This window comes from Saccharothrix australiensis (genome assembly GCF_003634935.1).
Lineage (GTDB): Bacteria > Actinomycetota > Actinomycetes > Mycobacteriales > Pseudonocardiaceae > Actinosynnema > Actinosynnema australiense.
On the sequence record NZ_RBXO01000001.1, the window covers coordinates 1295586 to 1322500 of the forward strand.

The 26915-nt window shown below is 73.1% G+C and carries 23 protein-coding genes (1 of these 23 only partly in view); 16 read left to right on the top strand and 7 right to left on the bottom strand.

From position 1 onward, the window contains the following. From C8E97_RS06255 to C8E97_RS06300, 11 genes are all read left to right on the top strand, one after another. A complete protein-coding gene (locus C8E97_RS06255) occupies window positions 1-477 on the top strand; it encodes a hypothetical protein (RefSeq protein ID WP_121002498.1) in 477 nt (158 codons plus the stop codon). Then, a complete protein-coding gene (locus tag C8E97_RS06260) occupies window positions 458-3322 on the top strand; it encodes an ATP-binding protein (RefSeq protein ID WP_121002500.1) in 2865 nt (954 codons plus the stop codon). The genes C8E97_RS06255 and C8E97_RS06260 overlap by 20 nt, the downstream gene beginning before the upstream one ends. Further along, window positions 3319-5256, top strand: coding sequence for a hypothetical protein (locus C8E97_RS06265; RefSeq protein ID WP_121002502.1), 1938 nt, complete (start codon window positions 3319-3321; stop codon window positions 5254-5256). Before C8E97_RS06260 ends, C8E97_RS06265 begins: the two co-directional genes overlap by 4 nt. Then, window positions 5256-5867, top strand: coding sequence for a hypothetical protein (locus C8E97_RS34300; RefSeq protein WP_170211640.1), 612 nt, complete (start codon window positions 5256-5258; stop codon window positions 5865-5867). The genes C8E97_RS06265 and C8E97_RS34300 overlap by 1 nt, the downstream gene beginning before the upstream one ends. A gap of 1 nt (window position 5868) precedes the next feature. After that, window positions 5869-6873 carry a C40 family peptidase gene (locus C8E97_RS06270; RefSeq protein ID WP_121002504.1) on the top strand — a complete coding sequence of 335 codons (1005 nt, stop codon included), beginning with the start codon at window positions 5869-5871 and terminating at the stop codon, window positions 6871-6873. A 22-nt stretch (window positions 6874-6895) separates the two neighbouring features. Then, complete coding sequence (locus C8E97_RS36670; protein ID WP_342776190.1) at window positions 6896-7513, top strand: hypothetical protein; 618 nt, start codon at window positions 6896-6898, stop codon at window positions 7511-7513. Window positions 7514-7579: 66 nt separating this feature from the next. Next, the gene (locus C8E97_RS06280) at window positions 7580-7765 is read left to right on the top strand and encodes a hypothetical protein (protein ID WP_121002506.1); all 186 of its coding nucleotides are present in this window, start codon (window positions 7580-7582) and stop codon (window positions 7763-7765) included. Between the two features lie 47 nt (window positions 7766-7812). Further along, a complete protein-coding gene (locus tag C8E97_RS06285) occupies window positions 7813-9225 on the top strand; it encodes an RNB domain-containing ribonuclease (RefSeq protein ID WP_121010896.1) in 1413 nt (470 codons plus the stop codon). Beyond that, window positions 9225-9983, top strand: a complete 759-nt coding sequence (locus C8E97_RS06290; RefSeq protein ID WP_170211642.1) for a helical backbone metal receptor — start codon at window positions 9225-9227, stop codon at window positions 9981-9983. Before C8E97_RS06285 ends, C8E97_RS06290 begins: the two co-directional genes overlap by 1 nt. A 258-nt stretch (window positions 9984-10241) precedes the next feature. After that, window positions 10242-10745 carry an inclusion body family protein gene (locus C8E97_RS06295; protein WP_121002508.1) on the top strand — a complete coding sequence of 168 codons (504 nt, stop codon included), beginning with the start codon at window positions 10242-10244 and terminating at the stop codon, window positions 10743-10745. A 237-nt stretch (window positions 10746-10982) separates the two neighbouring features. After that, window positions 10983-11474 (top strand): DinB family protein, encoded by a 492-nt coding sequence (locus C8E97_RS06300; protein WP_121002510.1) that lies wholly within the window; start codon window positions 10983-10985, stop codon window positions 11472-11474. Here the strand turns inward: C8E97_RS06300 and pip are convergent. Together pip and panB are read right to left on the bottom strand one after the other, a co-directional pair. Continuing rightward, the gene (gene pip, locus C8E97_RS06305) at window positions 11471-12409 is read right to left on the bottom strand and encodes a prolyl aminopeptidase (RefSeq protein WP_211346925.1); all 939 of its coding nucleotides are present in this window, start codon (window positions 12407-12409) and stop codon (window positions 11471-11473) included. The genes C8E97_RS06300 and pip overlap by 4 nt on opposite strands. A gap of 84 nt (window positions 12410-12493) precedes the next feature. After that, window positions 12494-13366 (bottom strand): 3-methyl-2-oxobutanoate hydroxymethyltransferase, encoded by an 873-nt coding sequence (gene panB / locus C8E97_RS06310; protein WP_121002514.1) that lies wholly within the window; start codon window positions 13364-13366, stop codon window positions 12494-12496. Between the two features lie 123 nt (window positions 13367-13489). Here panB and C8E97_RS06315 point away from each other — a divergent pair, with 123 nt between their 5' ends. Continuing rightward, window positions 13490-13873: a VOC family protein gene (locus tag C8E97_RS06315; protein WP_121002516.1), complete on the top strand. Its 384-nt coding sequence runs from the start codon at window positions 13490-13492 to the stop codon at window positions 13871-13873. A 225-nt stretch (window positions 13874-14098) separates the two neighbouring features. Here the strand turns inward: C8E97_RS06315 and C8E97_RS06320 are convergent, their stop codons facing one another. Next, window positions 14099-14848, bottom strand: a complete 750-nt coding sequence (locus tag C8E97_RS06320) for an SDR family oxidoreductase (protein ID WP_121002518.1) — start codon at window positions 14846-14848, stop codon at window positions 14099-14101. Between the two features lie 70 nt (window positions 14849-14918). On the opposite strand from C8E97_RS06320, the gene C8E97_RS06325 reads away from it, so the two are divergent. Then, window positions 14919-15770, top strand: a complete 852-nt coding sequence (locus C8E97_RS06325) for a helix-turn-helix transcriptional regulator (protein WP_121002520.1) — start codon at window positions 14919-14921, stop codon at window positions 15768-15770. Window positions 15771-15786: 16 nt separating this feature from the next. Here the strand turns inward: C8E97_RS06325 and C8E97_RS06330 are convergent, their stop codons facing one another. Then, the gene (locus tag C8E97_RS06330) at window positions 15787-17349 is read right to left on the bottom strand and encodes an alpha/beta hydrolase (protein ID WP_121002522.1); all 1563 of its coding nucleotides are present in this window, start codon (window positions 17347-17349) and stop codon (window positions 15787-15789) included. 73 nt (window positions 17350-17422) lie between these two features. Between C8E97_RS06330 and C8E97_RS06335 the strand changes: the two genes are divergently transcribed. Next, window positions 17423-19138: an NAD+ synthase gene (locus tag C8E97_RS06335; RefSeq protein WP_121002524.1), complete on the top strand. Its 1716-nt coding sequence runs from the start codon at window positions 17423-17425 to the stop codon at window positions 19136-19138. Between the two features lie 48 nt (window positions 19139-19186). On the opposite strand, the gene C8E97_RS06340 is transcribed toward C8E97_RS06335, so the two are convergent. From C8E97_RS06340 to C8E97_RS34305, 3 genes are all read right to left on the bottom strand, one after another. Beyond that, window positions 19187-19798 (bottom strand): HdeD family acid-resistance protein, encoded by a 612-nt coding sequence (locus C8E97_RS06340; protein ID WP_121002526.1) that lies wholly within the window; start codon window positions 19796-19798, stop codon window positions 19187-19189. Between the two features lie 68 nt (window positions 19799-19866). Beyond that, window positions 19867-21462: an MFS transporter gene (locus tag C8E97_RS06345; protein ID WP_121002528.1), complete on the bottom strand. Its 1596-nt coding sequence runs from the start codon at window positions 21460-21462 to the stop codon at window positions 19867-19869. After that, the gene (locus C8E97_RS34305) at window positions 21459-22100 is read right to left on the bottom strand and encodes an LppX_LprAFG lipoprotein (RefSeq protein ID WP_170211647.1); all 642 of its coding nucleotides are present in this window, start codon (window positions 22098-22100) and stop codon (window positions 21459-21461) included. Before C8E97_RS34305 ends, C8E97_RS06345 begins: the two co-directional genes overlap by 4 nt. Window positions 22101-22515: 415 nt before the next feature. On the opposite strand from C8E97_RS34305, the gene glnA reads away from it, so the two are divergent. After that, the gene (glnA, locus tag C8E97_RS06355; protein ID WP_121002532.1) at window positions 22516-23859 is read left to right on the top strand and encodes a type I glutamate--ammonia ligase; all 1344 of its coding nucleotides are present in this window, start codon (window positions 22516-22518) and stop codon (window positions 23857-23859) included. Then, on the top strand, window positions 23856-26915 hold the 5' portion of the coding sequence (locus C8E97_RS06360) for an FkbM family methyltransferase (protein ID WP_147455004.1). It continues 753 nt past the right edge of the window; 3060 of the gene's 3813 nt are visible here — the first part of the coding sequence; the start codon lies at window positions 23856-23858; its stop codon lies beyond the right edge, outside the window. The genes glnA and C8E97_RS06360 overlap by 4 nt, the downstream gene beginning before the upstream one ends.

Genomic DNA, 26915 nt, shown 5'->3' on the forward strand with positions numbered 1-26915 from the left:
TTGCGGGTACGCACTGACGACGAGGTCTACCGGGTCGACGCCGTCTGGCTCGGCCCGCCCAAGGCGACCTTCCCGTGGCGGGCGCGCTACGTGGCGTGGGGCGTCGGCATCGTGGTGTTCCTGCTGGTCACCGCGGTGCAGCGGCAGGTGGGGTTCGGTTTCGACTTCATCAACACCGGCTGGGGATTCGTGATCACCGTCGCGCTGACCCGCTTCCTCTGCTCCCGCATCAGCCACGAGCGCCCGCTGTCCTCGGTCGTGACGATGTGGGTGCGCGAACTGACCGCGCCGCGCGAGAAGACCTCGGGTACGGGTGGCGCGGCCAGCGCGTCGCGCATCCGGGTGAGCCCCGAGCGACCGCGTCGGCGCCCCAGGGGCAGGGCCGCGAAACGCGCCGCCCGCGCCGCCCGATCCCAGCACCGCAGGCAGGCAGACCGCCGTAAGAAGGAGGTTCGCGGTGTTCGGACGCCGGCGTGACCGGTCCCGACGTTCCGCAGCGCAGCACGTGGCCCAGCACGCGGCCTCCGCGCGGGACGACCGGAAGGTCTACAGCAAGCGCGGCCGCCGCCTCCCCGGCGAGCAGGCCGTGCCGAGCTACACACCGTCGATCGCCGCGCGCAGCATCGACGGCCACCTGCTGCGCACCGGGCAGGAGGTCTACGCCTGGTACAAGCTCGCGCCCCAGCGCTGGTCGTTCCGCTCGGACTCGCAGCGGCAGGACCTGATCGCCGCGATCGCGGGCCAGTACGCCGAGCTCCAGGGCCGTTGGATGCACCTGCGCGTCACCACGCGCCCGTACCCGATCCGCATGTGGGCCGAGGCGCACGTGCACAACGCGGTGCGGCGGCTGCCGGACACGCCGGGCACGCTGTCGTTCGACGACTACATGGTCGGCGAGCAGCAGCAGCTCATGGGCCGCTCGATGGCGGAGAAGGAGGTCTACCTCGGCGTCCAGGTGCAGACCCGGAACATGATGGACCGCGCCGTCGAACGGGCCGCGCCCGTGCTGCGCAAGGTGTTCCCGGACGCCGTGGACGCCGAGCTGGTCGCGATCGAGTCCGAGGTCGACCACCTGGACCAGGTGATCGCGTCGGCCGGGCTGGAGGGGCGCCCGGTCACGGCCGAGGAGATGTCCTGGCTGATGCACCGGTCGTGCTCGCTGGGCCTGCCCGCGCCGCGCAACCTGCCCGCCGTGCCCGGCGCGCCGTGGGAGCCCGAGGACCTGGCGTCGTTCACCGACGCGGCGGACTTCCACCAGGAGCCGTACGCGCCGACGGTGACCGTGCGGGGCCGCACCGGCTCGAACGCGGGCATCAAGCGGCACGTCGCCGTGCTCACCGTCGGCCTGATGCACGGGCTCCAGATCCCCGAGGTCGACGACCCGTGGGTGCAGCGCTCGGACCGGCTGCCCGCCGCCGTCGAGTGGTCGGCGCGGATCTACGTGCGGCGGCCCGAGGAGGTCGCCGGTGAGCTCCAGCGGCAGATGAACAAGGTCCGCTCGCAGGTGCGGCACTACACCGACGAGCACGAGCTGGAGCCGCCGCAGTCGTTGGCGCGGCAGGCGTCGCGGGTGCTGGAGATCGACGACGAGATGACCTCCGGCTTCACCGCGCTGGGCACCCGCGTGCGCTCGTGGTGGCGGCTGGCGGTGTCCGGGCCGACCGAGCGGGAGGCGCTGCGGCTGGCACAGGCGCTGCTGGACCTCTACAAGCCGAAGGTCGCCATCGAGCACCCCGAGGCGCAGTACGCCATCGCGCGGGAGTTCATCCCCGGCGAGGCGCTGTCGTCGTCGGCCTACCTGCGGCGCGGCTCGGTGCTGTGGGCGGCGTCGGCCGTGCCCACCGCGACCGCCGAGGTGGGCGACCGGCGGGGCATCCTGCTCGGCGAGACCGTGACCGCGACCCGTCGCCCGGTGGCGTGGGACGCGTGGATGGCGCAGGAGCTCCGGGACGCCTCGGGGTTGACCGCGATGGTCGCCGGCCTGGGCGCGGGCAAGTCGTTCCTGGGCGGCGGCATCGTCTACAAGACGCTGCGGGCCGGTGCGCACTGGACGCTGCTCGACCCGTCCGGGCCGCTGGCGGCGCTGTGCGACCTGCCCGAGCTGCGGCCGTACGCGCGGCCGATCAACCTGCTCAACGCCCAGGCGGGCATCCTCAACCCGTACCGGGTGGTCGCGGAGCCGCAACTGGACCACTTCATGGACGAGGAGGACCCGGAACGGGCGTGGCGGCGCGAGCGGGCCCTGGCCGCGGCGACCCGCCGCCGCCTGGTGCTGGACGTGCTGAGCGGCCTGCTGCCGTTCGAGGTCGCGCGCCTGCCGCAGACCCGGATCGTGCTGCTGCGCGCGGTCCGCACGGTCGGCGGCCGGCCCGACGCCCACCCCGGCCAGGTCTTCGAGGCGCTGCGCCGGGACGCGTCCGAGCACCACGAGCACGCCGTCGTGGTGGCCGACTTCCTGGACGAGATGCGCGAGCGGATGTCGCTGCTCATCCCGGAGCAGGACGCGGACCCGTACAACGAGGCGCGCGACGACCGGTTGACGGTGCTGACGATGGCCGGCCTGAACCTGCCGAAGGACGGCGTCGGGCGCGAGCACTGGACCGACGCGGAGGCGCTCGGCGTCGAGATGCTCAACCTGGCGGCGTGGCTGACGCAGCGCTCGATCTACGAGCGGCCCAAGGACCTGCGCAAGGGCGTGTGGATCGACGAGGCGTTCTTCCTGTCCGAGGTCCCGACCGGCCGGGTGCTGATGAACCGGTTCGCGCGCGACTCCCGCAAGTGGAACGTGCGCGTCCTGCTGTCGTCCCAGATCCCGGCCGACTTCCTCAAGATCCAGGGCTTCGTGACCCTGCTCGACTCGGTCTTCGTGGGTCGGCTGGACGACGACCAGGCGCAGGCCGACGCGCTGCGGCTGCTGAAGGTGCCGGTCGGCGCGGGCTACGAGCAGGTCGTGGCGTCCCTCGGCCGCCGACCCGGCGGCGTCCGCAACAACACCGAACGCGACCGCGCGCCGCGGCAGTTCATCTTCGGCGACGGCGCGGGCGGCGTGGAGCGCATCCGGATCGACTTCTCCGGCCCGCACCTGGAGCACCTGCGCAACGCCCTGGACACGACGCCGGACGCGATGCGCGACGGCCCGGACCCGGCCGAGGTGGAGTTGACGTCGCCACCGCAGGACCCGTTCGCGTACGCGGAGGACTACCCCGACGACTACGACGACGAACTCGCCGCCGACCTGGAAGTGGGCCTGGCGGACGAGCTCGTGGAGTCGACGCACGGTGAGGGAGGAAACCGCCGATCCGGCCGGGAAGGTGCGGCATGAGCACCCTCCTCCTGGTGGCGGCGCTCGCCGCCGCGCTCTACGCGCGGCGGCGGTTCAAACGCACTCGTGCGGAAGACGTCCGCGTCGCGCCGCGTCGCGCGCGGTGGCGGGCGATGGTGGTCGTGGTCGCCCTGCTCGGTCTCCAAGCGGTCATCGGCGCGGCGCCCGCGCAGGCGGCGGGCTGCGGCGAGGCGCCCGCGCCGGAACGGCCGGGTTCGGGCATGGTCGGCGCGGTCGACCCGCCGATCGGCAACGGTGTCAAGGACTCGCCCTACCTGACCTACGGGTACGCGGGCATGGTCTGGCACACCTACCAGGAGAAGTGCGTGGTGCCCAACGCATCCCCGGTGCTGGACACCTGGATGGGCAACCAGCTGTTCAACGTCGGCAAGAACATCGTCGGCGCGACCAACGCCCTGCACTACACCATCGTCGGTCAGGGGCTGCTCCAGCCGCTGGACACCGCGGTGAAGGAAGGCGTGCGGAAGGTATACGACAACGTCTACCTTCGCTGGTTCGGGCTGGTGGCGCTGGTGCTGGCGGTGCTGATGTTCCGCCAGATCTGGCAGGGCGACCTGGCGACGATCAGCAAGCGCGGGCTGTGGGCGCTGGCCGCGATGTGGCTGGCGACCTCGACGCTGGCGCTGCCGCAGTTCTACGACGTGCTGGACAAGACGCTGGTGACCAAGACGTCCGAGATCCAGGCGGGTTTCGTGGCGGTGGAGGAGGGCAAGGACACCCTCGACGTGCTTCCGTCGCGGCTGCACGACTCGGTGGTCCACCAGAGCTGGCTGCGCGGTGAGTTCGGCTCTCCGGAAGCGCCTCAGTCGACGGAGTTCGGCGCGAGGCTGCTCGGCGTGCAGGCGTGGACGGTCCAGGAGATCGGCGATCACAAGGACGGCGACGCGGCGGCGCTGAAGGCCAAGCAGGACGAGTACAAGGCCATCTACGAGCAGCTCGGCCCCGCCAAGGGCTACTTCAGCGGCGAGGCGGGCGGACGGACCGGTGCCGGGTTCCTCTCGTTGCTCCAGGCGATCGCGTTCTCGCTGTTCCAGCTGTTCGCCAAGGCCGCCGTGCTGCTGGCGCAGCTGCTGCTGCGCGTGCTCACCCTGGCCGGGCCGCTGATCGGGCTCGCGGCGCTGATCCACCACGACCTGCTGCGCAAGGTCGGCCGCGCGGTGGCGGTGACCGTGTTCAACGTGCTGGTGCTGGCGGCGCTGGCGGGCGTGCACGCCCTGTTGCTACAGGAGATCTTCAAGGCGACCGGCCTGACGCTGCTGACCAAGACGCTGCTCGGCCTGATGCTGACCCTGCTCTGCTTCATGGTCGGCAAACCGCTGCGCCGCATGTGGCAGATGGTCGAGATGTCGGTCGGCTCGGCCAGTGACGCGCTGCCCATGCGGGGCGGGCTGCTGTCCAGGTTCCGCCGCAAGAAGGACACCGGGCCGTCGCCGCAGGAGGAGTTCTGGGACACCGTGCGCGACTCGGACTTGGACGGGCCGGAGGCGCCGCAGCGCGGTCGCGGCAGGGTGCGACCCGAAGCCGCCCACCCCGAGGCCGCCCATCCCGTCGCCGCCCACCCCGTGGCCGCCACGGCGCAGCGGCTCGACCGCGGCGGTCCGGCGCGCGAGGCGTCCCGCGTGGCCCTCGGCGGCGGCGCGGTGGCCGCGTTGCCCGCCGGTGGCCAGGGCGGGCAGGCGGTGCTGCCGTCGGGGCGGTCGCGGGTGGTCGACGCGCCGCCGGTGGCCGACCGGAACTGGGACCGGCTGGATGACGCCGTGCTCGTGCCCTCGCGGGCGACGAACGGCTTCGCGCGGATCGCCGACAGCCCCGTCGTGCCGGGGCCGCGGCGGGCCGAGACCGAGGTGGTGGCGGGGCGGCAGGTCCACGTGATCTACCGGCCCTCGCGTGGGCTCGAGGTCAGGGACAGCTGATGCCGATCAGGACGAACCGGGGGCGCGCGGCGGTGTACCGCCGGCTGTGGGGTTGGCCGTTGCGGTCGCCCCGGCACCTCGTGATGACGATCGTCGGGCTCGCCGTCGTCGTGGTGGTGGTGGGCGTCGTCGCGGACCGGCTGGCCGGCTCGCGGTCGGGTGCCGCGCCTGCCACGACGGCGGCGGGCGGGCAGGTCGGGTCGGACACCGGCAAGCAGGTCGGCGTGCTGCCGTCGGCGGCGGTCACGACGTCGCCGCTGCCGACGAAGGCGCCCAGCCCCACGGCCGCGGCGACCTCGGCGCCGGTCAGCCCGGACGCCCAGCTGGTCGCGGAGAGCTGGCTCGACGCCTGGCTCGACCACCCACCGGGCACCACGAACGCCAAGTGGCTGGAGGGGCTGAAGCCCTGGACGTCGGACGAGCTGCTGCCGACGCTCCAGTCGGTGGACCCGGCCAACGTGCCGAAGGAGATCAAGAGCCCCGTGAAGCCGAGTCGGTCCACCACCGATTCGGTCGATTTCGAAGCCGATCTGGAAACCGGCAAGCTCGTGCTGACCGTGGCCAAGCTGCCGGAGGGCTGGCGCGTGCACAAGTACAGCAGGGTGGGCTGAGATGCTGAAGATCGTGCTGGCGGTCGTGGCGGTGGTCGCCGTGGTCGCGGTCGCCGTGACGAACGGCGTCTCGACGGTGGTCAACGGGACCAACCCGGTCGACGGCGCCGGTGTGGGCATCCGCAACGTCGGCTGCAACGCGTCGATCGGGCCGTGGGAGGCGGGCGGCGAGGAGAAGGGCCGCAACGACGCCAGCCGGCTCGGCGACGAGCAGCGCGGCACCGTCGCCAAGATCATCTCGATCGGCCAGGAGCGGCAACTGCCGCCGCTGGCGTGGCAGATCGCCATCCAGGCGGGCATGACGGAGTCCGGCCTGCGCAGCCTGAACTACGGCGACCGGGACTCGCTGGGCATCTTCCAGATGCGGCCCTCGATGGGCTGGGGCTCGCCCGCCGAGGTCACCGACCCGGTGTACGCGATCAACAAGTTCTACGACGTGCTCGTCAACGTGCCGAACTGGGAGGAGCGCCGCCCCGGCGACTCGGCCCAGGCCGTGGAGCGCTCGGCGTTCCCGGACCGGTACCACAACTGGGAGGCGATGGCGGCCTTCCTGATCGGCGAGCTGGGCAACGTGGCCGACCCGGCGGGCTGCGGCGAGAGCGCGGGCGACTACCTGCTGGCGTCCTCGGCGGCGGCCACGGCCATCGAGTTCACCAAGGAGCAGCTTGGCGAGGAGTACGTCTGGGGCGGCAACGGGCCCGACCAGTGGGACTGCTCGGGCATCCTGGTGAAGGCGTTCGCGAAGGCCGGTGTGAAGATCCCCCGCGTGGCGAACGACCAGTACATGGCGGGCGGCGCGCACCTGCCGGTGCGCGAGGCGAAGGCGGGTGACCTCCTCTTCTGGGCGACCAACCCGGCGAACCCGGTCACCGTGCACCACGTCGGCATGTACCTGGGCGGCGACGAGTACATCCACGCCCCGCAGACCGGGGACGTGGTGAAGATCAGCAAGATCAACTGGGACTACCACGAGTTGATGCCACTGGCCGTCCGGCCGGGCGTGTGATCGTGTGAGGGAGGCGCCACCGATGTTCACCCCCGACCCCATCCAGCGCCACGCCGGGCCGCCCGCGTCCAGCACGCCGCTCCGGGACTACCTGTCCGCGCTGCCGCCCGGAGTCGACGGCTCGTACGCGGTGCTGCCGCGGTCGCTGGCGGAGATGATGCCGCTGCCGTGGCAGCAGCAGATGGCCCACCTGCTGGCGGAGTTCCACCGCACCTACGCGCACCTGGGTTGGCCGGTGTACCGGGTCGTGCCGTCGCGGCGGGAACGGCTCGTGGACCTGGACGAGGACCAGCTGGCCGAGGTCGGCGTGATCATGGAGATCGACGCCGACGGCGACGTGGTCTACCGCGACCGCGCGGGCAAGCGCATCGACGACCCGGAGCAGCGCGTGGTGCTGGTGTCGGTGCTCGACCCGATCCCCGGCAACTACGCCAACGCCAACCAGAACACCCCGGCGCGCGGTTTCCCTGCGCCGCCGCAGCCCTACCCGCAGTCCGGTCCGCTGCCCGTGCCGCCGCCGCCCGGTCCGCTGCCGGTGCAGCCGCCGTCGGGCCCACTGCCCGTGCAGCCGCCGTCGGCCCCGCTGCCCGTGCAGCCGCCGTCGGGCCCGTTGCCGGCGCAGGTGCCCCACCACAGGTGACGCGGTGCCGCCCGTGCCGGGCACCTGGGACATGACAGGCGACGCCGTGCGTGTCAGCCTGGACGCATGGGTGATCCGAATGCCTGGTACTACTGCCTGACCCACCAGACCGCCGAGAAGGGGGTCGGGTGCCGCGGCGGCGACCGGATGGGCCCCTACCCCGACGAGGCGACGGCGCGGCGGGCCCTGGAACTGGCCCGGCAGCGCACCGAGGCCGAGGACGAGGCCGACCGGAAGTGGAAGGAGCGCTAGGACGGGCTCGGGGCGGCGGGCGCGTTAAGGTGCGGGGCGTGGCCTCGATGGTGATCCGTACCGGTCGGGCGGACCTGGACTTCGGCGGCATCCGCGCCGAGTTCGGGTTGCCCGCGGAGTTCCCCGCCGCCGCCTTGGCGGAGGCGCGGCAGGCGGCCGGCCGGGACATGGCCGGCGACGACCGCGAGGACGCCACCCACCTGCCCCTCGTGACGATCGACCCGCCCGGCGCCGAGGACCTCGACCAGGCCCTGTGCCTGGAGCGCGTCGGGCGGGGTTTCCGCGTGCACTACGCGATCGCCGACCTCGGCGCGTTCGTCGTGCCGGGCGGCGCGCTGGACACCGAGGTCCGCAAGCGCGGCCAGACGCTGTACCTGCCCGACGGCAACGTGCCGCTGCACCCGACCGTGCTGTCCGAGGGCGCGGCGAGCCTGCTGCCGGAGCGGACCCGGCCCGCCGTGCTGTGGACGTTCGAGTGCGGCCCGGACGGCGAGCCGACCGACGTGCGCGTGCGCCGCGCGCTGGTCCGGTCGACGGCCCGGTTCGACTACGAGGGCGTGCAGGCGTCGTTCGACGCGGGCACGCCCCACCCGTCGGTGGCGGCCCTGCCGGAGTTCGGCAGGCTCCGCCGGGAACGGGCCACCGAGCGCGGCGCGGTGGAGCTGCGCCTGCCGGAGCAGGAGATCGTCCCCAACGGCGACGGCGACTGGAAGCTCGCGGTGCGCCCCCGCGTCGACGTCGACTCCTGGAACGCCGAGGTCTCCCTGATGACCGGCATGGCGGCGGCCGGGATCATGCTGGCGGCGGGGGTCGGCGTGCTGCGCACCCTGCCGGACGCCGACGACGGCGCGGTGGACGCCCTGAAGCGCTCGGCGCACGCGCTCGGCGTGCCGTGGCCGGACGGCGTCACGCCGTCGCGCCTCCTGGCGGGCCTGGACCCGAGCCGCCCGGAGTCGCTGGCGCTGTTCGTGGACGCCACCCGGCTGCTCCGGGGCGCGGGTTACACGTCGTTCGACGGCTCGATCCCGCCGGTGACGACGCACGCGGGCGTCGCCGCGCCTTACGCGCACGTGACCGCGCCCCTGCGACGGCTGGTCGACCGGTTCGCCACGGAGGTGTGCCTGGCGGTCACCGCCGGCCGCGAGGTGCCGGACTGGCTGCGGCGTGCGTTGCCGCTGCTGCCCGGCCTGATGGGCGGCTCGGACGCGCTGGCGGGCAAGGTCGACCGCGCGTGCCTGGACCAGGTGGAGGCGTGGGTGCTGGCCGACCGGGTCGGGCAGGAGTTCGACGCCGTGGTGCTGCGGGCCGAGGGCGGCGGCGCCGACGTGTTCGTCACCCGCCCGCCGGTCATGGGCCGCGCCACGGGCGAGGACCTGCCGGAGGGCGAGCGCGTCCGCGTCCGGCTCACCGAGGCCGACCCGGCGCGGCGCAAGGTCGCGTTCACGCGGGTGGTGGGCTGATGCTGCCGGTGGACGACCTCGGCGAGCCGGTGCCGCTGCCCGGTCCGCCCCGCCGCGTGGTGAGCCTCGTGCCGTCGCTGACCGAGGCCGTTGACCCGGCGGTGCTCGTCGGCGCGACGGACTACTGCACGCACCCGCCTGACCTGGCCGTCACGCGGGTCGGCGGCTCGAAGTACCCGGAGGTCGACCGGGTGCTCGCGCTGCGGCCGGACCTGGTGCTCGCGAACAGCGAGGAGAACCGCCCGGAGGACGTCCAGCGCCTGCGCGCCGACGGCATCCCGGTGTGGGTGACGGCCGCGCCCGCGACCGTGCCCGCTGCCCTCGGCTCGCTGCGCCGGCTGCTCGGCACGGCGTGGGACGTCGAACCGGGCTGGCTGGTCGAGGCCGAACGCGTGTGGCGCGACGTGCGGCCACCGCGCGCGAAGGCCGTCATCCCGGTGTGGCGCAAGCCGTGGGTGGTGGTGGGGCGGGACACCTTCGCGGGCGACGTCCTGCACCGGCTCGGCGTGGCCAACGTCTACGCCGACCACGCGGAGCGCTACCCGCGCCCCTCGCTGGACGAACTGCGGGCGTCCGGGGCCGACCTCGTGGTCCTGCCGGACGAGCCCTACCTGTTCACGCCGGACGACGGCCCGCAGTTCTTCCCGGACCTGCGGCCGGTGCACGTGTCGGGCCGCCACCTGACCTGGTACGGCCCGTCCCTGGTGGAGGCCCGAGCAGCCCTGGAGCGGGCCTTCCAGGACCTCCCGGAACGCTGAGCACCACTCACTCCGCCGCGCTGGTCCATTCGTCGTGGAAAAGCGCCGCCGCTCACCGCGGCGAACTCGCGGACCATTTCTCGAAGGCCGGGGCCGAGTCGGCGATAGCTGGAATAAGACGCCTTCTACGGACGGTCGGGTGCGGCACGCGACCGGATCGGCGGGGGTCACCGCTACGGACGATTGACCGTTGCGGCACCGTTGCGGAATTGTTGGGCACGGCCATTTCCATTGGATGCGACAGGGGCCTTTCTCGCTATGTCGGAATTCATCAACGTGCTCATCGCCATCGACGCGGAAACCATTGTCGAACAGCTGGGGAAGAACACCGACCCGGATCACCCGACGGCAGTGCCCAACAGCAGCAACCTGATCTACATGACCACCCGGCACAACCAGCTCGACGGCTCACCGGGCAGCGAGTTGAGCGTCAGCGCCTCCCCCACGGACATCATCCGGTGGCGGGAGACGACGCTGTCGCTGAACTCCTCCTACACCGGCATCCTCTACCGGTTCAACGCCCTGGGCGGGGGAGACCTGATCAGCACGCCGGTACCGAGGTCGGTGGTGCTCCACGAGCCGCTGCCGGACAGCGGGAACCCGTTGAACCCCGGCACCCAGGAGGTCAACAGCTACTACTGGGAGTGCGAGGTGCTGAAGACGGGGAGGGTCACCTACAACTTCAGCTTCATGATCCTCAACCGCAAGGGCGAGAAGCAGGGCTACTACTTCTGGGACCCCTTCATCAACATCCGGGACTGACGCGGGAGCGCGCGGAAACCGAGCGGTAATCGGAAACGGCTCGAAAGTGGAATTCGGTGCCGAGGCGTCGGGCGGTGCCACGACACCTGTGCCGGCCGCCGATCCGGGTCACGTGCCGATTGACTTGCGCCGATCCGGGCGGCGAGAGTCAGGGGGCCAGGATCGACACCGCCGCGAGCCGCGCCGCTCGCCGGAGCCGCCGCGGCCCTCCGGCCGCCGGCGTGACAGGAGACCGCGTTGAGTTCGTTCGACGTGCCGCTGGACGACGAACGCGCCCAGTTGGACGCGTTCGTCGAGGACGGCCGCAGCGCCATCGAGGCGACCCTCGACGGCCTCACCGAGGAGCAGGCCCGCCGCCGGCTCGTCCCGTCGGCGACGACGCTGCTCGGGCTGCTCAAGCACGTCACGTGGATGCAGCGGGTGTGGTTCGAGGAGTGCGTCGGCGGCACGCCCCGCCAGGAGCTCGGCCTGGTGGGGACACCGGACGAGTCCTTCCGGCTCGCCGCCGACGACACCGTCGCCTCGGTCACCGCGGCCCACCGGGAAGCCTGCGCCACGGCTCGGAAGCTGGTCGCCGACCTGCCGCTCGACGCGGTCGCGACCGGCCACCGGACCGGGCCGCGCACGCTCCGCTGGGTGTACCTGCAAGTGCTGCGGGAGCTGACCCAGCACTGCGGGCACGCCGACATCCTGCGCGAACAGGTGCTCGCCGACCGGGACCGCGCCTAGGGGCGGAAGCGGTCGGTCGCCGCGAGCAGCGCGCGCAGGATGCCCGGCTCGTCGAAGGCGTGCCCCGCGTCCGGGACCATGACGAGTTCCGAACCCGGCCACGCCCGGTGCAGGTCCCACGCCGTGGCGGGCGGGGTGGCGAGGTCGTAGCGGCCCTGCACGATGACGGCCGGGATGCCCTGGAGCTTGCCCGCGTCCCGGATCAGCTGCCCCTCCTCCAGCCAGCCCCGGTGCGCGAAGTAGTGGTTCTCGATCCGGGCGAACGCCAGCGCGTAGCGGGGCTCCGCGAACGCCGCCACCAGCTCCGGGCGCTCCAGCAGGGTCACCGTGGAGCCCTCCCACACGCTCCACGCCACGGCGGCCGGCTCGTGCACCGCCGGGTCGGGGTGGTGGAGCAGCCGCGCGTAGGTGCCGATCACGTCGCCGTCCGGGGCCAGGGCGGTGACGCGGTCCCACAGCTCGGGGAACAGCATCCCCGCGCCGCCGCCGTAGTACCAGTCCAGCTCGCGCTCGCGCAGGGTGAAGATCCCGCGCAGCACGAGTTCGGTCACGCGCTCCGGGTGGGTTTCGGCGTACGCCAGGGCGAGCGTGGCGCCCCACGACCCGCCGAACACCTGCCACCGGTCGATCCCGAGGTGCTCGCGCAGCCGCTCCAGGTCCGCGACGAGGTGCCACGTCGTGTTCGTCGACAGGTCCGCGCCCGGGTCGCTGGAGTGCGGCAGGGACCGGCCGCAGCCCCGCTGGTCGAGCAGCACGATCCGGTAGGCGGCGGGGTCGAACAGCCTCCGGTGCACGGGCGCGCTGCCGCCGCCGGGACCGCCGTGCAGGAACACCACGGGCTTGCCGTAGGGGTTGCCGCACACTTCCCAGTAGACGCGGTTGCCGTCGCCGACGTCGAGCATGCCCTGGTCGTAGGGCTCGATCTCCGGGTACATGACGACCACTCTGCCCGAATCCGGGTCGTGGCCGACGCCGGTGCCGCGGCCGGTGCCCGGAGGCGCCGGCCGCGGCCGGACCGGTCAGTGGAACGTGTGCTCCGGACCGGGGAACCGGTGCCCGCGGACGTCGGACGCGTAGTCGCGCACCGCGCCCAGCACCACGTCGGCCAGGTTCGCGTACCGCTTGACGAACCGGGGCGACCGGCCCCGCCGCAGGCCCAGCATGTCCTGCCACACCAGCACCTGCGCGTCGGTGTCCGGGCCCGCGCCGATGCCGACGGTCGGGATGCTCAGTTCGTGCGTGACCTGCTTGGCGACCTCGGCGGTCACCATCTCCAGCACCACGGCGAACGCGCCCGCCTCCTGCACGGCCAGCGCGTCGGCCACCACGGCGTCGAACGCGTCGTCGCGGCCCTGCACCCGGTAGCCGCCGAGCTGGTGCTCGCTCTGCGGGGTGAAGCCGATGTGGGCCATGACGGGGATGCCCGCGTTCACGATGGCCTTGATGTGCGGCGCGAAGTGCCGGCCGCCTTCGAGCTTCACGGCGTGCGCGCGGCCCTCCTTCATGAACCGCACGGCGGTCGCGACGGCCTGCTCGACCGACACCTGGTACGAGCCGAACGGCAGGTCGGCCACGACCAGCGCCCGCTTCACCGACCGCGTCACACCCCGGACCAGCGGGAGCAGCTCGTCCACCGTCACCGGCAGGGACGTGTCGTAGCCGTACACGTTGTTCGACGCGGAGTCGCCGACCAGCAGGACCGGGATGCCCGCCTCGTCGAACAGCTCGGCGGTGTACATGTCGTACGCGGTGAGCATGGGCCACGGCTCGCCGCGTTCCTTCAGCTCGCGCAGGTGGTGGATGCGCACCTTCTTGGCCGGTGCCGGGGCGCCTGCCCCGCTGCCACCGGCTCCGCCGCCGTAGGGCGCGGCTACCTCGGGCGCAGAAGTCATCGTCGACCGTCCTCCCTCGAAGCCCGCTCCATCGCGGGTCTCCGGGCCTTGTTGCACGGTTACCAGCCCAGCGTGACACCGGAGGCGACGGATGTGCGCGCTCTGCGAGTAGCCTCACACGCCATGGCGTGCCGGATCACAGAACTCGTCCTCGACTGCGCGGACCCGGAACTGCTCGCGGAGTTCTGGTGCGGTGTCCTCGGCTACGAGGTGCTGGACCGCGACCAGGGCACCGTGGAGATCGGTCTGCCGGGCGTGTACCCGACCCTGCTGTTCCAGCCGGTCCCGGAGCCCAAGGTGCAGAAGCTGCGGCTGCACATCGACGTGAGCCCCACCGACCGGGACCAGGACGCGGAGCTGGAGCGGCTGTCGGCGCTCGGCGCGAAGCCCGTCGACATCGGCCAGGGCGAGGTCTCCTGGCACCTGCTGCGCGACCCGGAGGGGAACGAGTTCTGCTTGTTGCGGGGGATGGTTGCCGACTCGCGGACGGCGGGATCGGGCTCCTGACGACGGAGCGGGCGGATCGGGGGGCGGTGGGACGGGGGTGGAGCTGTGTTGGATTTGCCGCGACTCCGTCGCGGCGGCTCGGCCGCCTGGTGGTCGGCCTGTCGAGCCTGATTTCCCGCCGATCGAAAAGCGTGATCGGCGGGAAACGAGGCTCGACAGGCCGACGCGGCCTCGCGGCGCGGGAGCCAGGGGGACGTGGGCAGGGGTGAGGGGCAGGGATCGGGGTCAGACCTGGGTGGTGGGGAGCACTACCAGGTGGCGCAGGTTCACGTGGCGGGGGCGGCTGGTTGCGTAGGCGACCACGTCGGCTACCTCGGCCGAGGTCAGGTGCCCGGCGGACTCGAACCACGTCGCCAGGGTCTGTCGGACGGCGGTGTTGTCGACGTGGCCGGCCAGTTCGCTCTCCGTGATGCCCGGCTCCACGTTGGTGACCCGCACGCCCAGCGGACCCAGTTCGGTGCGCAGGTTCGCGGACAGGTGGGTGACGGCGGCCTTCGTCGCGGTGTAGACGCTGAAGTCCCGGAACGTCTGGTGCGCGCCCACGGACGAGATGTTCACCAGGTCCGACGGGCCGCGCTCGGCGGCGGCGACCAGGTCCTCCGAGAACGCGTCGAGCACGTTCAGCACGCCGCCGACGTTCGTGTCGAGCATCCGCTTCCACTCGTCGGTCCGGCCGTCGACGACGGGGTTGCCGAGCATGACGCCCGCGTTGTTCACCACCAGGTCGACGGTGCCGCAGGTGTCGTGGACGGTCCGGACCACCTCGGACAGGTCCCGCGTCACGTCGGCGGTCACGGCGAACGCCCGGCCACCGTCGGCGGTGATCCGCTCGGCGAGACCGGTGATCCGCTCGGTCCGGCGGGCCAGCAGCGCGACCGTGGCGCCCGAGCGGGCCAGGAGCAGCGCGGTCGCCGCCCCGATGCCGCTGGCGGCGCCCGTGACGACGGCGGTGCGGTCGGTGAGGTCGTAAGTCATGGCTCCGAGCCTGGCGGCGCTCGCGCACCGTGCCCAGGCCGCGCTCTTCCCTAGGACTCACAAGACCAGGATGCGCGGGCCGCCCGCGGCCATACTGGGTGCCGTGAGCGACCTGGGCGAGTTCCTGCGGACACGACGGGCACGGGTGCGGCCGGGGGACGTGGGGCTGCCCGGCGGTGGCCGCCGGCGGGTACCCGGCCTGCGGCGCGAGGAACTGGCCCTGCTGGCGGGCGTGAGCGTCGACTACTACATGCGGCTGGAGCAGGGCCGGACGCCGTCGGTCTCGGACTCCGTGCTGGACGCGGTGGCCCGCGTGCTGGGGCTGGACGAGACCGAGCGCGCCCACCTGCGCAACCTCGTCCGCCCGACGTCGACCGGCCTGCCCCCGCCGCGGCGCGTGCGACCCGGCCTGCGCAGGCTGCTGGACCGGATGGGCGACGTGCCGGCGTTCGTCATCGACCGCTACACGGACCTGCGGGCGTGGAACCCGCTCGCGAACGCCCTCTACGACTTCGACTCGGCGCGGGAACAGCCGAACGTGGCGCGCTACACGTTCCTGGACGAGCGGGCGCGCACGTTCTACCGGGACTGGCCGGAGGTCGCCGCCGACACCGTCGCGGTGCTGCGCCTGAACGCCGGCCGCCACCAGGACGACGCCCGGCTGGCGGCGCTGGTGGGCGAGCTGTCCGTGAAGGACGAGACGTTCCGGGTGCTCTGGGCCCGGCACGCGGTGCTGGAGCGGACCCACGGCACCAAGCTCATCCGCCACCCGGTGGTCGGCGACCTGGACGTGGACTACGAGATGCTGCTGCTCCCCGGCGACCCGGACCTGCAACTGGCGGTCTACACCGCGGCGTCCGGCTCGGCGACCGAGGAGCGCCTGCGGCTGCTGGCGAGCTGGTCGGCGCCCGTGGACGCCTAGGCAGCCGCCGCCCGGCTCACGAGCACACCGTGCCCGCGGCAGGCAGCTTCAGGGTGATCAGGTAGTCGTGCCCGATCGGGTCGACGCACTCGTTGCCCTGGAGGTACACGGTGTGCTGGTTCCCCTCGTACGTCAGCAGCCCGCCGCCCAGCGCCTGCGCCAGGTTCACCCCGGACCGGTACGGCGTCGCCGGGTCGCCGGTCGTCGAGATCACCAGGGTCGGCGGCAGGCCGGCCACGGGCTTCGCCTCCTGCACGCTCGGCGGCACCGGCCAGAACGCGCACGAGTCCAGCACACCCGCGGGCGGCTGCCCGTCGTCCATGAACGGCGCCGCCGCCCGGTACCGCCGCGCCACGTCGTCCAGCACCGCCCGGTCCGTCACGCGCGGCTCGTCGACGCACTTCACGGCGGTGAACGCGTCCGTGATGGTGCCGTACTTCCCCTCCTGGTCGCGGTCGAAGTAGCTGTCCGCGAGCGCCATCAGCACCTCGCCGCGGTTGTTCTTCAGCTCGGTCAGCCCGGTGTTCAGCGGGCCCCACAGCTCCTCGGAGTACATCGCCTGGATCGCGCCGGTGATCGCGTCGCTGTAGGACAGCTTCCGCGACCCCACGTCGACGGGCCGCTGCGCCAGCGGCAGCGTCAGCTCCCGGAACGCCTGGTTCGCCTTGGCCGGGTCGTGGCCGAGCGCGCAGTCCTGGCGCGGGGCGCACCACGCGGCGAACGCGTCGAACGCCTGCTGGAACCCGGCGGCCTGCGCGATCAGCGACTCGACCTGGTCCTGCGTCGGGTCCACCGCGCCGTCGAGGACCAGCGCCCGCACGTTGCCGGGGAACGCCGCCGCGTAACCCGCGCCGATGTGCGTGCCGTAGGAGTAGCCGAGGTAGGTCAGCTTCTCGTCGCCCAGCGCCGACCGCATGACGTCGAGGTCACGCACGACGTCCCGCGTGCCGACGTGCGCCAGCACGTCCACCCCGGTCGACGCGGCGCACTTCTCGGCGAACGCCTTGTTCTCCGCCTCGGTCTGCGCGATGCCGGCGGGCGAGGTGTCGATGTCCACGTCCAGGCGCTCGGCGTCCCGCTCGCCGTCGGACAGGCACCGCACCTGCGGTTGGCTCGCCCCGATGCCGCGCGGGTCGAAGCCCACCAGGTCGAACCGCTCGCCGACGGGCGTCTTGGCGACCCGCGCGCCGAGGCCGGCCGCCGCGGACATGCCCGACGCGCCCGGACCGCCGGGGTTGATGATCAGCGACCCGATCCGGTCGCCGGTCGCCTTCTGCCGCAGCAGGCCGAGGCGGATCGTCCGGCCGTCGGGCTCGGTGTAGTCCAGCGGCACCTCGATCCGCGCGCACTCGATGCTCTTCTTGTTCCGGTACTGCGACCGCGTGGTGCCGGTGGTCGCGTAGTCGCCGCAGTCCTCCCACCCGAGCCGCTGCCCGTAGAACCGCTCCAGCCCCGCGGGCACGGCGCCGGCGGGTCCGCGCTGTTCGAGCGCGGTGCCCGCGGTCGGCGAGCCGGGCACGACCGACGTGCACGACGCGAGCACGGGCAGGACGAGGAGCAGCGTGAGGGAACGGCGCACAGGTCGATCGTAGGTGTGACTCGTCGGCCACAACGCGCACCGACACCGCGTCACCTGAGCGAGAATGGCACCCATGCCTCAGCTCCGACTCGCCCTCGCCCAGGTCAACGCCTGTGTCGGCGACCTGGCCGGCAACGCCGAACTCGTCCTCGACTGGTCCCGCAAAGCCGTGGAGGCGGGCGCGCACCTGGCCGTCTTCCCGGAGATGGCCCTCACCGGCTACCCGGTGGAGGACCTGGCGCTGCGCGAGTCGTTCGCCGAGGCGTCCCGGCGGGCGCTGGCGGACCTCGCCGCGCGGCTCGACCGGTCCGGCTGCGGCGACCTGCCGGTGTTCGTCGGCTACCTTGACCGGGACGAGCGCGGCGTGCGCAACGCGGCGGCCGTGCTGCACGGCGGCGAGGTGGTGGCGCGGCAGTTCAAGCACCACCTGCCGAACTACGGCGTGTTCGACGAGCGCCGCTACTTCACGCCCGGCGACGAGCTGGACGTCGTCCGGCTGCACGGCGTCGACGTCGGCATGGTGATCTGCGAGGACCTGTGGCAGGACGGCGGGCCGGTCGCCGCCCTCGGCGAGGCCGGTGTGGACCTGGTCGTGTCGCCGAACGCCTCGCCGTACGAGCGGAAGAAGGACGACGCCCGGCTGCCGCTGGTGGCGCGCCGCGCGGCCGAGGCGAAGGCGCCGCTGGCGTACGTGAACCTCATCGGCGGCCAGGACGAACTCGTGTTCGACGGCGACACGATGGTGGTCACCGAGACCGGCGAACTGCTGACCCGCGCGCCGCAGTTCGTGGAGCACCTGGTCGTGCTGGACCTGGACCTGCCCGGCGGCGCGGCCCGCGCGGAGGGCCGGGTCAACGGCTTCACCGTGCGCCGCAGGACCCTGTCGGACGCGCCGCTGCCCGCCTACCCGCCGCTGCCCGCGCCCGCCGCCGCCGAACCGCTGTCCGACGAGGCGGAGGTGTGGCACGCGCTGGTCACGGGCCTGCGCGACTACGTGCACAAGAACGGCTTCCGCTCGGTGGTGCTCGGCCTGTCCGGCGGCATCGACTCGGCGGTGGTCGCGGCGCTGGCCGTGGACGCGCTGGGCGCGGACGCGGTCTACGGCGTCTCGATGCCGTCGGTCTACTCGTCGGACCACTCGAAGTCCGACGCCCTCGACCTGGCGCAGCGCACCGGGGTCCACTACGAGGAGCGGTCGATCGCGGACATGGTCCACGTGTTCGTCGACCAGCTCGGGCTGACCGGCCTGGCCGAGGAGAACGTCCAGGCCAGGTGCCGGGGCGTGACGCTGATGGGCCTGTCGAACCAGCACGGCCACCTGGTGCTGGCGACCGGCAACAAGACCGAGCTGGCGGTCGGCTACTCGACCATCTACGGCGACGCGGTCGGCGGGTTCGCGCCGATCAAGGACGTGCTGAAGACCCTGGTGTGGGACCTGGCGCGGTGGCGCAACGCGCAGGCCGAGAAGCTGGGCGAGGTGCCGCCGATCCCGGAGAACTCGATCAGCAAGCCGCCGTCGGCGGAGCTGCGGCCGGGGCAGGTGGACGCGGACTCGCTGCCGGACTACGAGCTGCTCGACGCGGTGCTGGACGACTACGTCGAGGGCGACAAGGGCTACCACGACCTGATCGCGGCGGGGTTCGCGCCGGAACTGGTCGACAAGGTGCTGCGCATGGTCGACCGGGCGGAGTACAAGCGCCGCCAGTACCCGCCGGGCACGAAGATCACGTTCAAGGCGTTCGGCCGGGACCGCCGCCTGCCCATCACCAACGGCTGGCGCGAGGGCTGACGGTCGGACCGGGTGACGCGGCGCGCTCCGGGACCGGGGCGGGCCGCGTCACGCGGTGGCGGTGCGGCCCGTCGCCTCCGGGCGTCCGGCGGACTTCGCGGTGCGACCACCGGTGACCGCCGCCGCGATGCTCATGACGCCCAGCACCAGCAGCGAGATCCCGAACAGCCAGGCCAGCGCCACCATGCTGGACAGCGGCGCGACCAGCACGATGATGCCCGCGATCAGCGTGATGACCCCGGAGAACACCGCCCAGCCGCTGTTCCCGAAGCCGTGGAAGATCTCGGCGACCCCGCCGACCACCCAGGTCGCGCCGAGCAGCAGCGCGAGCACGGCGATGGTCTGGAACGGCGACCGCAGGCACAGGATGCCCGCCACCAGCCCCAGCACGCCCGCCACGGCGAGCAGCACCCGGTGCCCACCGCTCGCTGTGGCCCGCGTGAACGAGCTGACCAGCCAGAACACCCCGGTGATCAGCAGTTGGAGGCCGAACAGCACCGCCGCGGTGAGGATCGTGATGCCGGGCCACAGCAGCACGAGCAGCCCGATCAGGATGGTGATCACACCGAACGTGATCCGCAGCGCCTTCGACTGGCCGAGCGCCGCCAGCGACCACGTCTGACCTGCCGCATCACCCGCATCAGCCTCGAAGTGCGCCATGCCGACCAGGGTGCGCCACCGCGCCGGGCCGCGCAGGGCCGAACCGGCGGATCACCCGTTCCGGTGGATCACCCGTCCCGGTGAGGTCGCGCCTCCGCGCCCGACGCCGACGACCCGGCCGGTCCGGACGTCGACCACGGACCCGTCGAGGGCAGCAGCAGGGCCACCACCGCGCCGACACCGCAGATCACGGCGGTGATCAGGAAGATCTCGTGGTACTCGGTCAGCAACGCGTCCGACAGCGCCCGCTGGTACGCCTCGGCCCGCCGCCGGAACTCCTCCGGCGACACCCCGAACGGCAGCGGCGTGTCCAGCCCGGCCGTCAGCTCGCGGAACCGGTGCAGGCCCCACGCCGACAGCGCCGCGACACCCACCAGCATCCCGGTCATCCGGGCCACGACGACCGCCGCCGACGCGACGCCGTGCCGCGCCTCCGGCACGACCCGCAGCACGGCCGCCGACACCGGCGCGATCACCAGGCCCAACCCGAAGCCGGCGAGCGCGAGGTCCCGGTCCAGCACGGACTGCGCCACGTCCGCCGGCCACCGCGCGATCAGCGCGTACGCCGCGCACGCCACGGCCATCCCGGCGAACGACACCCACCGGTCGCCGAGCCGCCCCGCCAGCCAGCCGCCGACCAGCGCGCCGACCGGCAACGCGACCAGGAACCGCGCCAGCAGCGACACCGCCGCCGCCGAGTCGCGCCGCAGCACGGTCTGCGCGAACAGTTCGACGTCGACCAGCGTCACCATCAGCGCCGCGCCGGCGGCCAGCGACACCGCCAGCGCCGCGAGGAACGGCCGCACCGCCACCCCGGCCGGGTCGAGCAGCCGGACGTCGGACCGCCGCTCCCACCAGGCGAAACCCACGAACACGACCAGCGCCGCGCCGAGCACGGGCCAGCCCCACGGCGGCAGCACGGCGTGCTCCGGGTCGGGGTTGTACAGACCCACCACGAGCAGCGACAACGCCAGCGCCAGCAACCCGCCGCCGACGAAGTCGATCCGCACCGGCCGATCGGCACCGCCCGATCCCGAACCGCCCGGCACCGAACCGCCCGACCGCGAACCGCCCGGCACCGTCCGCTGCACGACCGCCATCGCGACCAGCGCCAGCGGCAGGTTCACCCAGAACACCCACCGCCAGCTCTGCGGCTCCAACGACTCCGCCGCCGACCAGGCGTTGAACAGCGAGGCCACGCCGACGCCGTACAGCGTGCCGAGCACGCTGCCCAACTCCTGCGCCGCGCCGACCACGCCCAGCGCGCCTGCCCGCCGGCGGGCGTCCCACAGGTCGCCGACCAGGGCCATCGTCACCGGCAGCAGCGCGCCGCCGGCCAGGCCCTGCACCACCCGACCCGCGACGAGCAGCGGCAGGTCGCCGGCCAGCGCGGTGACCGCGGACCCGACGCCGAACCCGACCAGGCACAACTGGAGCACCAACCGCCGCCCGAACCGGTCGGAGAGCTGCCCGAGCAGCGGCATCCCGGCCACGTACCCGAGCAGGTACCCGGTCACCACGGGCGTCGCGCGCTCCAGGTGGTTCACCGGGATGCCGAGGTCGCGCACCATGTCGACGAGGACGCCGACCACCACGTACGCGTCGAGCGCGCCGAGCAGGACCGCCAGCGCGCCCGCGCCGATCGCCAGCCGACGGGACGTCACGCCGGCGGCGTCGCGGTGAACGACTTGTTGAAGTCGGACAGCGCGATCGAGACCTTCGCACCGGTGGGCAGCTCGAACACCGCGTCGGTGAGCCGGTCGTCCTTGGTCGAGAACCTGGCCTTGACGTCGGCGTCGATGCCCGGCACCAAGCCCGCGACGACGTCCCGCGGCACCGTCGCCTCGACGACGTGCGCGCCGTCGTCGGAGCCGACCGTCTTGGCGTCGCGGGCGCTGGACAGGACCTTGGCGACGCCCTTGTCCGGGTTCAGGATCGCGGTCGGGTCGTAGAGGCCGCCGGCGAGCGCCGCGGGCAGCTTGGTGAAGCCGCCGGTCGGGCCCTTGAAGTAGAGGTCCTCGTCGACCAGCACGTAGTCGACCTCGATGAGCTGGCCGAACTGCTCGACCTTGGCCCGGCCCTTGGACTGGCCCTCGGCGTTCAGGTCGCCCTCGGCGTCCTTCACCGTCACGTTCGGCAGTTCGCCGTCGACCTTGATGGTGAAGTGGGTGCTGGTGACCGAGCGCATGGCGGTGGCGGCCTTGCCCACCACCTCGGACCCGGCGGGCAGGGCGCCGGACGACGAGGTGCAGCCGGCCAGCAGCAGAGCGAGCGCGCCTACCAGGACGCGACGACGGGACATGGGTGGATCGTAGATCCAGCCGCCGCGGCGCACGTCCGGATCGGCGCAGCGCGGTCGGGCGGCCGACGCGCCCGAGCCGGACAGCGCCCGAGCCGGACAGCGCCCGAGCCGGACAGCGCCCGAGCCGGACAGCGCCCGAGCCGGACAGCGCCCGAGCCGGACAGCGCCCTGAGGCGGCCTGGCGAGGGCAACCCCGGCGAACCGCCCTCCTGGAGGTCCGGAGGGCCGGCCGGGGCGTGGCCTCCGGCCCCCGTCTCGATCGTCCCACGGGACACCGACGAATTCGCCGACCGGAGCTGAGAACCGGCCACCCCACGCGGGCGACCTGCGGGTTGTCCGGCGGGGCCGAGGTCGGGGTGCGGCTTCCCGCGAGTCGGCAACGCGCCGGTAACGGGCTTTACCTAGGCTGCGTGCCATGAACCGCCAGCAGGAGTTCGTGCTCCGCACCCTAGAGGAACGGGACATCCGGTTCGTCCGGCTCTGGTTCACCGACGTCCTGGGCTTCCTCAAGTCCGTCGCGGTCGCGCCCGCGGAGCTGGAAGGCGCTTTCAGCGAGGGCATCGGGTTCGACGGCTCGGCGATCGAGGGCTTCGCGCGGGTCTACGAGTCGGACATGGTGGCCAAGCCCGACCCGTCCACCTTCCAGGTCCTGCCCTGGCAGACGCCGGACAAGAACAACTACTCGGCCCGCATGTTCTGCGACATCGCGATGCCCGACGGCTCGCCGTCGTGGGCCGACCCGCGCCACGTCCTGCGCCGCACCCTCGCCAAGGCCAGCGAGGCCGGGTTCACCTGCTACGTGCACCCGGAGATGGAGTTCTTCCTGCTGAAGAGCCTGCCTGCGGACGGCAGCGAACCCGCCCCGGCGGACAACGGCGGCTTCTTCGACCAGACCAGCCACGAGACCGCGACCCACTTCCGCCGGCACGCCATCGAGGCGCTGGAGGCGATGGGCATCTCCGTGGAGTTCAGCCACCACGAGGGCGCGCCCGGCCAGCAGGAGATCGACCTGCGCTACGCCGACGCCCTGACGATGGCGGACAACGTCATGACGTTCCGCTACGTGGTGCGCGAGGTCGCGATCACCCAGGGCGTGCGGGCGAGCTTCATGCCCAAGCCGTTCACCGACCAGCCGGGCTCGGGGATGCACACCCACGTCAGTCTGTTCGAGGGCGACCGCAACGCGTTCTACGACGCCGAGGACCCCTACCAGCTCTCCGACATCGGCAAGGCGTTCGTCGCGGGTCTGCTCAAGCACGCGCGCGAGATCTCCGGCGTCACCAACCAGTGGGTCAACTCCTACAAGCGGCTCATCGTCGGCGGCGAGGCGCCCACGGCCGTGTGCTGGGGCCACGCGAACCGCTCCGCGCTGGTGCGCGTGCCGATGTACTCGCCGGGCAAGTCCTCCTCGCGGCGGGTCGAGATCCGGTCGCTGGACTCGGCGTGCAACCCGTACCTCGCGTACGCGGTCATCCTCGCGGCGGGCCTCAAGGGCGTGGAGAAGGGCTACGAGCTGCCGCCGGCGGCCGAGGACGACGTCTGGTCGCTGACCGACCGCGAACGCCGGGCCGCCGGGTACGACAACCTGCCGCAGAACCTGGGCGAGGCGCTGGTCGAGATGGAGAACTCCGAGCTGCTCCCGGAGGCGTTGGGCGAACACGTGTACGACTTCTTCCTGCGCAACAAGCGCACGGAGTGGGACGCGTACCGCCGCAGCGTCACTCCTTACGAGCTACGAACCCTGCTGCCGGTCCTATGAGCAAACAACCCGTGCGGGTGGTCCACACCGGGCACTCCGAGAAGCTAGGTTTGCAGACCGTGACCGAGGTGCCCGCGAGTTCGGAAGCCCGTCCCGCGCTGATCGCGTGCACGGTGGCCACCGCCGCCGAACTGCCCGCCGTGAAGGTGCTGTCGAGTTCGTTCCTGGCCAACCACCCCGAGGCGCGGTTCCTCGCGCTGGTGGTGGACGCCCTGCCGGAGAACTCCGGTCCGGGCCTGGTCACGCCGGCCGACCTGGGCATCGGCCCGGCCGAGCTGGCCGAGCTGGCGACCGGCTGCACGGCCGCGCAGCTGTGCGGGCTGCTGCGGCCGAAGCTGCTGGAGCAGCTCCTGGGCAGGCACGTACCCGTGCTCTACCTGGACCCGTGGGTGCTGGTGCTGGGCTCGGTGGTGGACCGGGTGCTCGCCGCGGTCGACCGGGGCCCGCTGGTCCTGCTGCCCAGGGCGCTGCGCCCGCTGCCGGACGACGGCCTGCGCCCCACCCCGGCGGAACTGCTGGGCACGGGCGTCTTCGACCCGGGGTTCCTGGTGGTCGCGCCCGGCGCGGAACCGTTCCTGCGGTCGTTGCACGAGCAGTTGCGCCGCACCCCGGACGCGACGAAGGCCGTCCTGGACACCGCGCCCGCGCTGGTCGACGTCGAGGTGCTGCGGGACGCGTCGATCGGACTGTCGGCGTGGAACGCGCACCAGCGCCCCCTGCACCGGCTGGACGACGGCACGCTGACGGTGCTCGGCGAACCGCTGCTGACCGTGCACTTCCAGGGGTTCGACCCCGGACGGCCGTGGCTGCTGTCGACGGCGGTCGCCGACCGGCCCCGCGTGCTGCTGTCCGAGCACCCGCGGTTGGCCGAGCTGTGCACGGAGTACCGGGCCGAACTGGTCCGGCGCGGCTACAGCCCCGTGCCGGTGCGCTACGGGTTCGGGCAGCTCGCCGACGGCACCCCGATCCCGGACGAGCTGCGCGCCGACTACCGCGAAGCCGCCCGCGAGAACACCGCCTCGGCGTTCCACCCGCCCCTCTCGGCGCGGGACGACGCGGCCACCGAGCAGCCACCTACCGGGCACGCCTCGATTGGGCAGGCTTCGGCCGGGCACGGCCCCGACCCGGCGGCACGGGTCAACGGCACACCGGTCGGCGCGACTCGGCCACCCGTTCCACCGCCGCCGCCCGCGTTCGCGCCCGACGGCGGTGAGGGCTTCCTCGCCTGGGCCTGCGAACCCGCGCCCGGCCTGCCCGGCAGCACCCGGTGGGCCGCCGCCCTGTGGCGCGGCGACCAGCAGCTCCGCGCGCAGTTCCCCGACCCGTTCGGCGCGGACGGCCCCGCCTTCCGCGACTGGTGCGCCGGCGCGGGCGTCGCGACCGGCCGCCTGCCGGTGCCCGCCGTGCCCGGCCCGCGCGCCGACGCGCCGGTCCTGCACGACCAGCTCGGCGTGTCCGTCATCGGCGTCGGCCCCGCCGCCGAACTGCTCCAGGCCGCCGCGCGCGCCTCCGGCCTGCCCATGTCCACCACCGTCGGCTACCCCGTCGTGGTGCGCGTCGACGACGACACCCCGGTGCCGGCCGGCCGCTTCGTGGTCGACTACCGGCTCGATGAAGGCCCGGCCCCGGACGCCGACGAGCTGTGGGTGCCCTCCGAGGCCACCCGCGCCGCCGTCGAACGCGCGGGCGGCCCCGCGGTCCGCGTCCTCCCGCTGCCGGTCCTCGAACAGGAGCCTTACGAGCCCGAAGAGCACGAAGGCGTGGTCTTCGGCGCGCTCGCCGACCACGAGATCGACCGCGACGGCAACGTCATCGGGGCGGTGTCGGCGTTCCTGGGCGCGTTCACCGACCAGGCGGACGTGCGGCTGCGGATCGCCGTGACCGGCGCGGCCGACCACCCGGAGGCCGCCGAGCGGCTCCGCCTGGCCACCGCCGCCGACCCGCGCGTCGAACTGGTCGCCGAACTGGGCCCGGTGGACTGCCTGATCTCCCTGCACCGCGGCCGGGGCGACCGCGTCACCGCCGCCCTCGCCGAGCACGCCGCGCGAGGCGTGCCAGTCCTCGTCCCGGAGCACGGCGCGGTGGCCGAGCTGTTCGACAAGCACTCGGTGGTCTTCGTGCCGTGCCGCCAGGGGGCCGAACCGGACGTGCAGGCGGCCGTGAAGCTGCTGCGCGCCCTCGCCGACGACCTGCCCGCCGCCCGCGAGATCGGCGCGAAGGGGCGGCAGCGGCTCGACACCCGGACCACCGCCAAGGTCGGCGACCTCATGCGCGAGCGCGTCGAGCACGCCTACCGCACGTGGCGCGCACGCCGCGCGGCGGCCAACCCGAGCCCGACCGTCGACCCGTTGAAGGCGTTGCACTCGGCGAAGCATGCCCTGCTGCGGCAACCCGACGTCGGCGTGGCCAGCCGGACCCCGATGGCGCCGCAGCTGCGCAAGATGGTCCTGCGCGTGCTCGACCACTACGACAACCACATGCGCGACGTCCTCGCCTCCCTCGTGGACGGGGTCGAGCGCACGGTGTCCGACCTGGTGCGGAGGCAGGACGACCTGTCCGCCGGCATCGGCCAGGCCGAGCTGGAGGCGCTGCGCTCCGAGGTCGAGCAGCACCTCGAACGCCAGGGCCGGCTGTCCGACCAGGTCCTCGGCCTCGACGACGACGTGGTGCGGGTGCGCGCCGACATGGCGGGCCAGGGCAGGCGGCTCCGCGAGATCGAGGACGCCGTCGTCGCCGAGGCCGCCAAGCGGGCCAAGCAGGGCGACGCCCTGGCGCAGCGGATCGACAAGCTGACCGTCGCGCTGGAGCGGACGCTGGACCGGATCGACACGCTGGAGTCCAAGGTCGTCGACGTGCTGCGGGAGCGCGACACCCGGCTCGACGCCGGGATGCGCGCCGCCAACCAGGCCCAGCAGACCGCCGACGCGCTGCGCCGGGTCGTGGTGCGCGAGCACGAGCGGCACGGCGACGGCGTGCCCGGCGTGCGCAGCTCGCTCGTGCTGACCGAAGTCGGCCTGCTGCGGCTGCCGTCGGACGACGCGTTCATGCTGCCGATC

Bases quoted from the DNA above. Each gene is read 5' to 3' on its own strand.
- C8E97_RS06320 (WP_121002518.1), bottom strand. From the start codon at position 14,848: ATGACTTACGACCTCACCGACCGCACCGCCGTCGTCACGGGCGCCGCC.
- C8E97_RS06335 (WP_121002524.1), top strand. From the start codon at position 17,423: ATGCCTCAGCTCCGACTCGCCCTCGCCCAGGTCAACGCCTGTGTCGGC.
- C8E97_RS06265 (WP_121002502.1), top strand. From the start codon at position 3,319: ATGAGCACCCTCCTCCTGGTGGCGGCGCTCGCCGCCGCGCTCTACGCG.
- panB (WP_121002514.1), bottom strand. From the start codon at position 13,366: ATGACTTCTGCGCCCGAGGTAGCCGCGCCCTACGGCGGCGGAGCCGGT.
- C8E97_RS06280 (WP_121002506.1), top strand. From the start codon at position 7,580: ATGGGTGATCCGAATGCCTGGTACTACTGCCTGACCCACCAGACCGCC.
- C8E97_RS06290 (WP_170211642.1), top strand. From the start codon at position 9,225: ATGCTGCCGGTGGACGACCTCGGCGAGCCGGTGCCGCTGCCCGGTCCG.
- C8E97_RS34305 (WP_170211647.1), bottom strand. From the start codon at position 22,100: ATGTCCCGTCGTCGCGTCCTGGTAGGCGCGCTCGCTCTGCTGCTGGCC.
- glnA (WP_121002532.1), top strand. From the start codon at position 22,516: ATGAACCGCCAGCAGGAGTTCGTGCTCCGCACCCTAGAGGAACGGGAC.
- C8E97_RS06340 (WP_121002526.1), bottom strand. From the start codon at position 19,798: ATGGCGCACTTCGAGGCTGATGCGGGTGATGCGGCAGGTCAGACGTGG.
- C8E97_RS36670 (WP_342776190.1), top strand. From the start codon at position 6,896: ATGTTCACCCCCGACCCCATCCAGCGCCACGCCGGGCCGCCCGCGTCC.
- pip (WP_211346925.1), bottom strand. From the start codon at position 12,409: ATGTACCCGGAGATCGAGCCCTACGACCAGGGCATGCTCGACGTCGGC.
- C8E97_RS06315 (WP_121002516.1), top strand. From the start codon at position 13,490: ATGGCGTGCCGGATCACAGAACTCGTCCTCGACTGCGCGGACCCGGAA.
- C8E97_RS06285 (WP_121010896.1), top strand. From the start codon at position 7,813: ATGGTGATCCGTACCGGTCGGGCGGACCTGGACTTCGGCGGCATCCGC.
- C8E97_RS06295 (WP_121002508.1), top strand. From the start codon at position 10,242: ATGTCGGAATTCATCAACGTGCTCATCGCCATCGACGCGGAAACCATT.
- C8E97_RS34300 (WP_170211640.1), top strand. From the start codon at position 5,256: ATGCCGATCAGGACGAACCGGGGGCGCGCGGCGGTGTACCGCCGGCTG.
- C8E97_RS06270 (WP_121002504.1), top strand. From the start codon at position 5,869: ATGCTGAAGATCGTGCTGGCGGTCGTGGCGGTGGTCGCCGTGGTCGCG.
- C8E97_RS06325 (WP_121002520.1), top strand. From the start codon at position 14,919: ATGCGCGGGCCGCCCGCGGCCATACTGGGTGCCGTGAGCGACCTGGGC.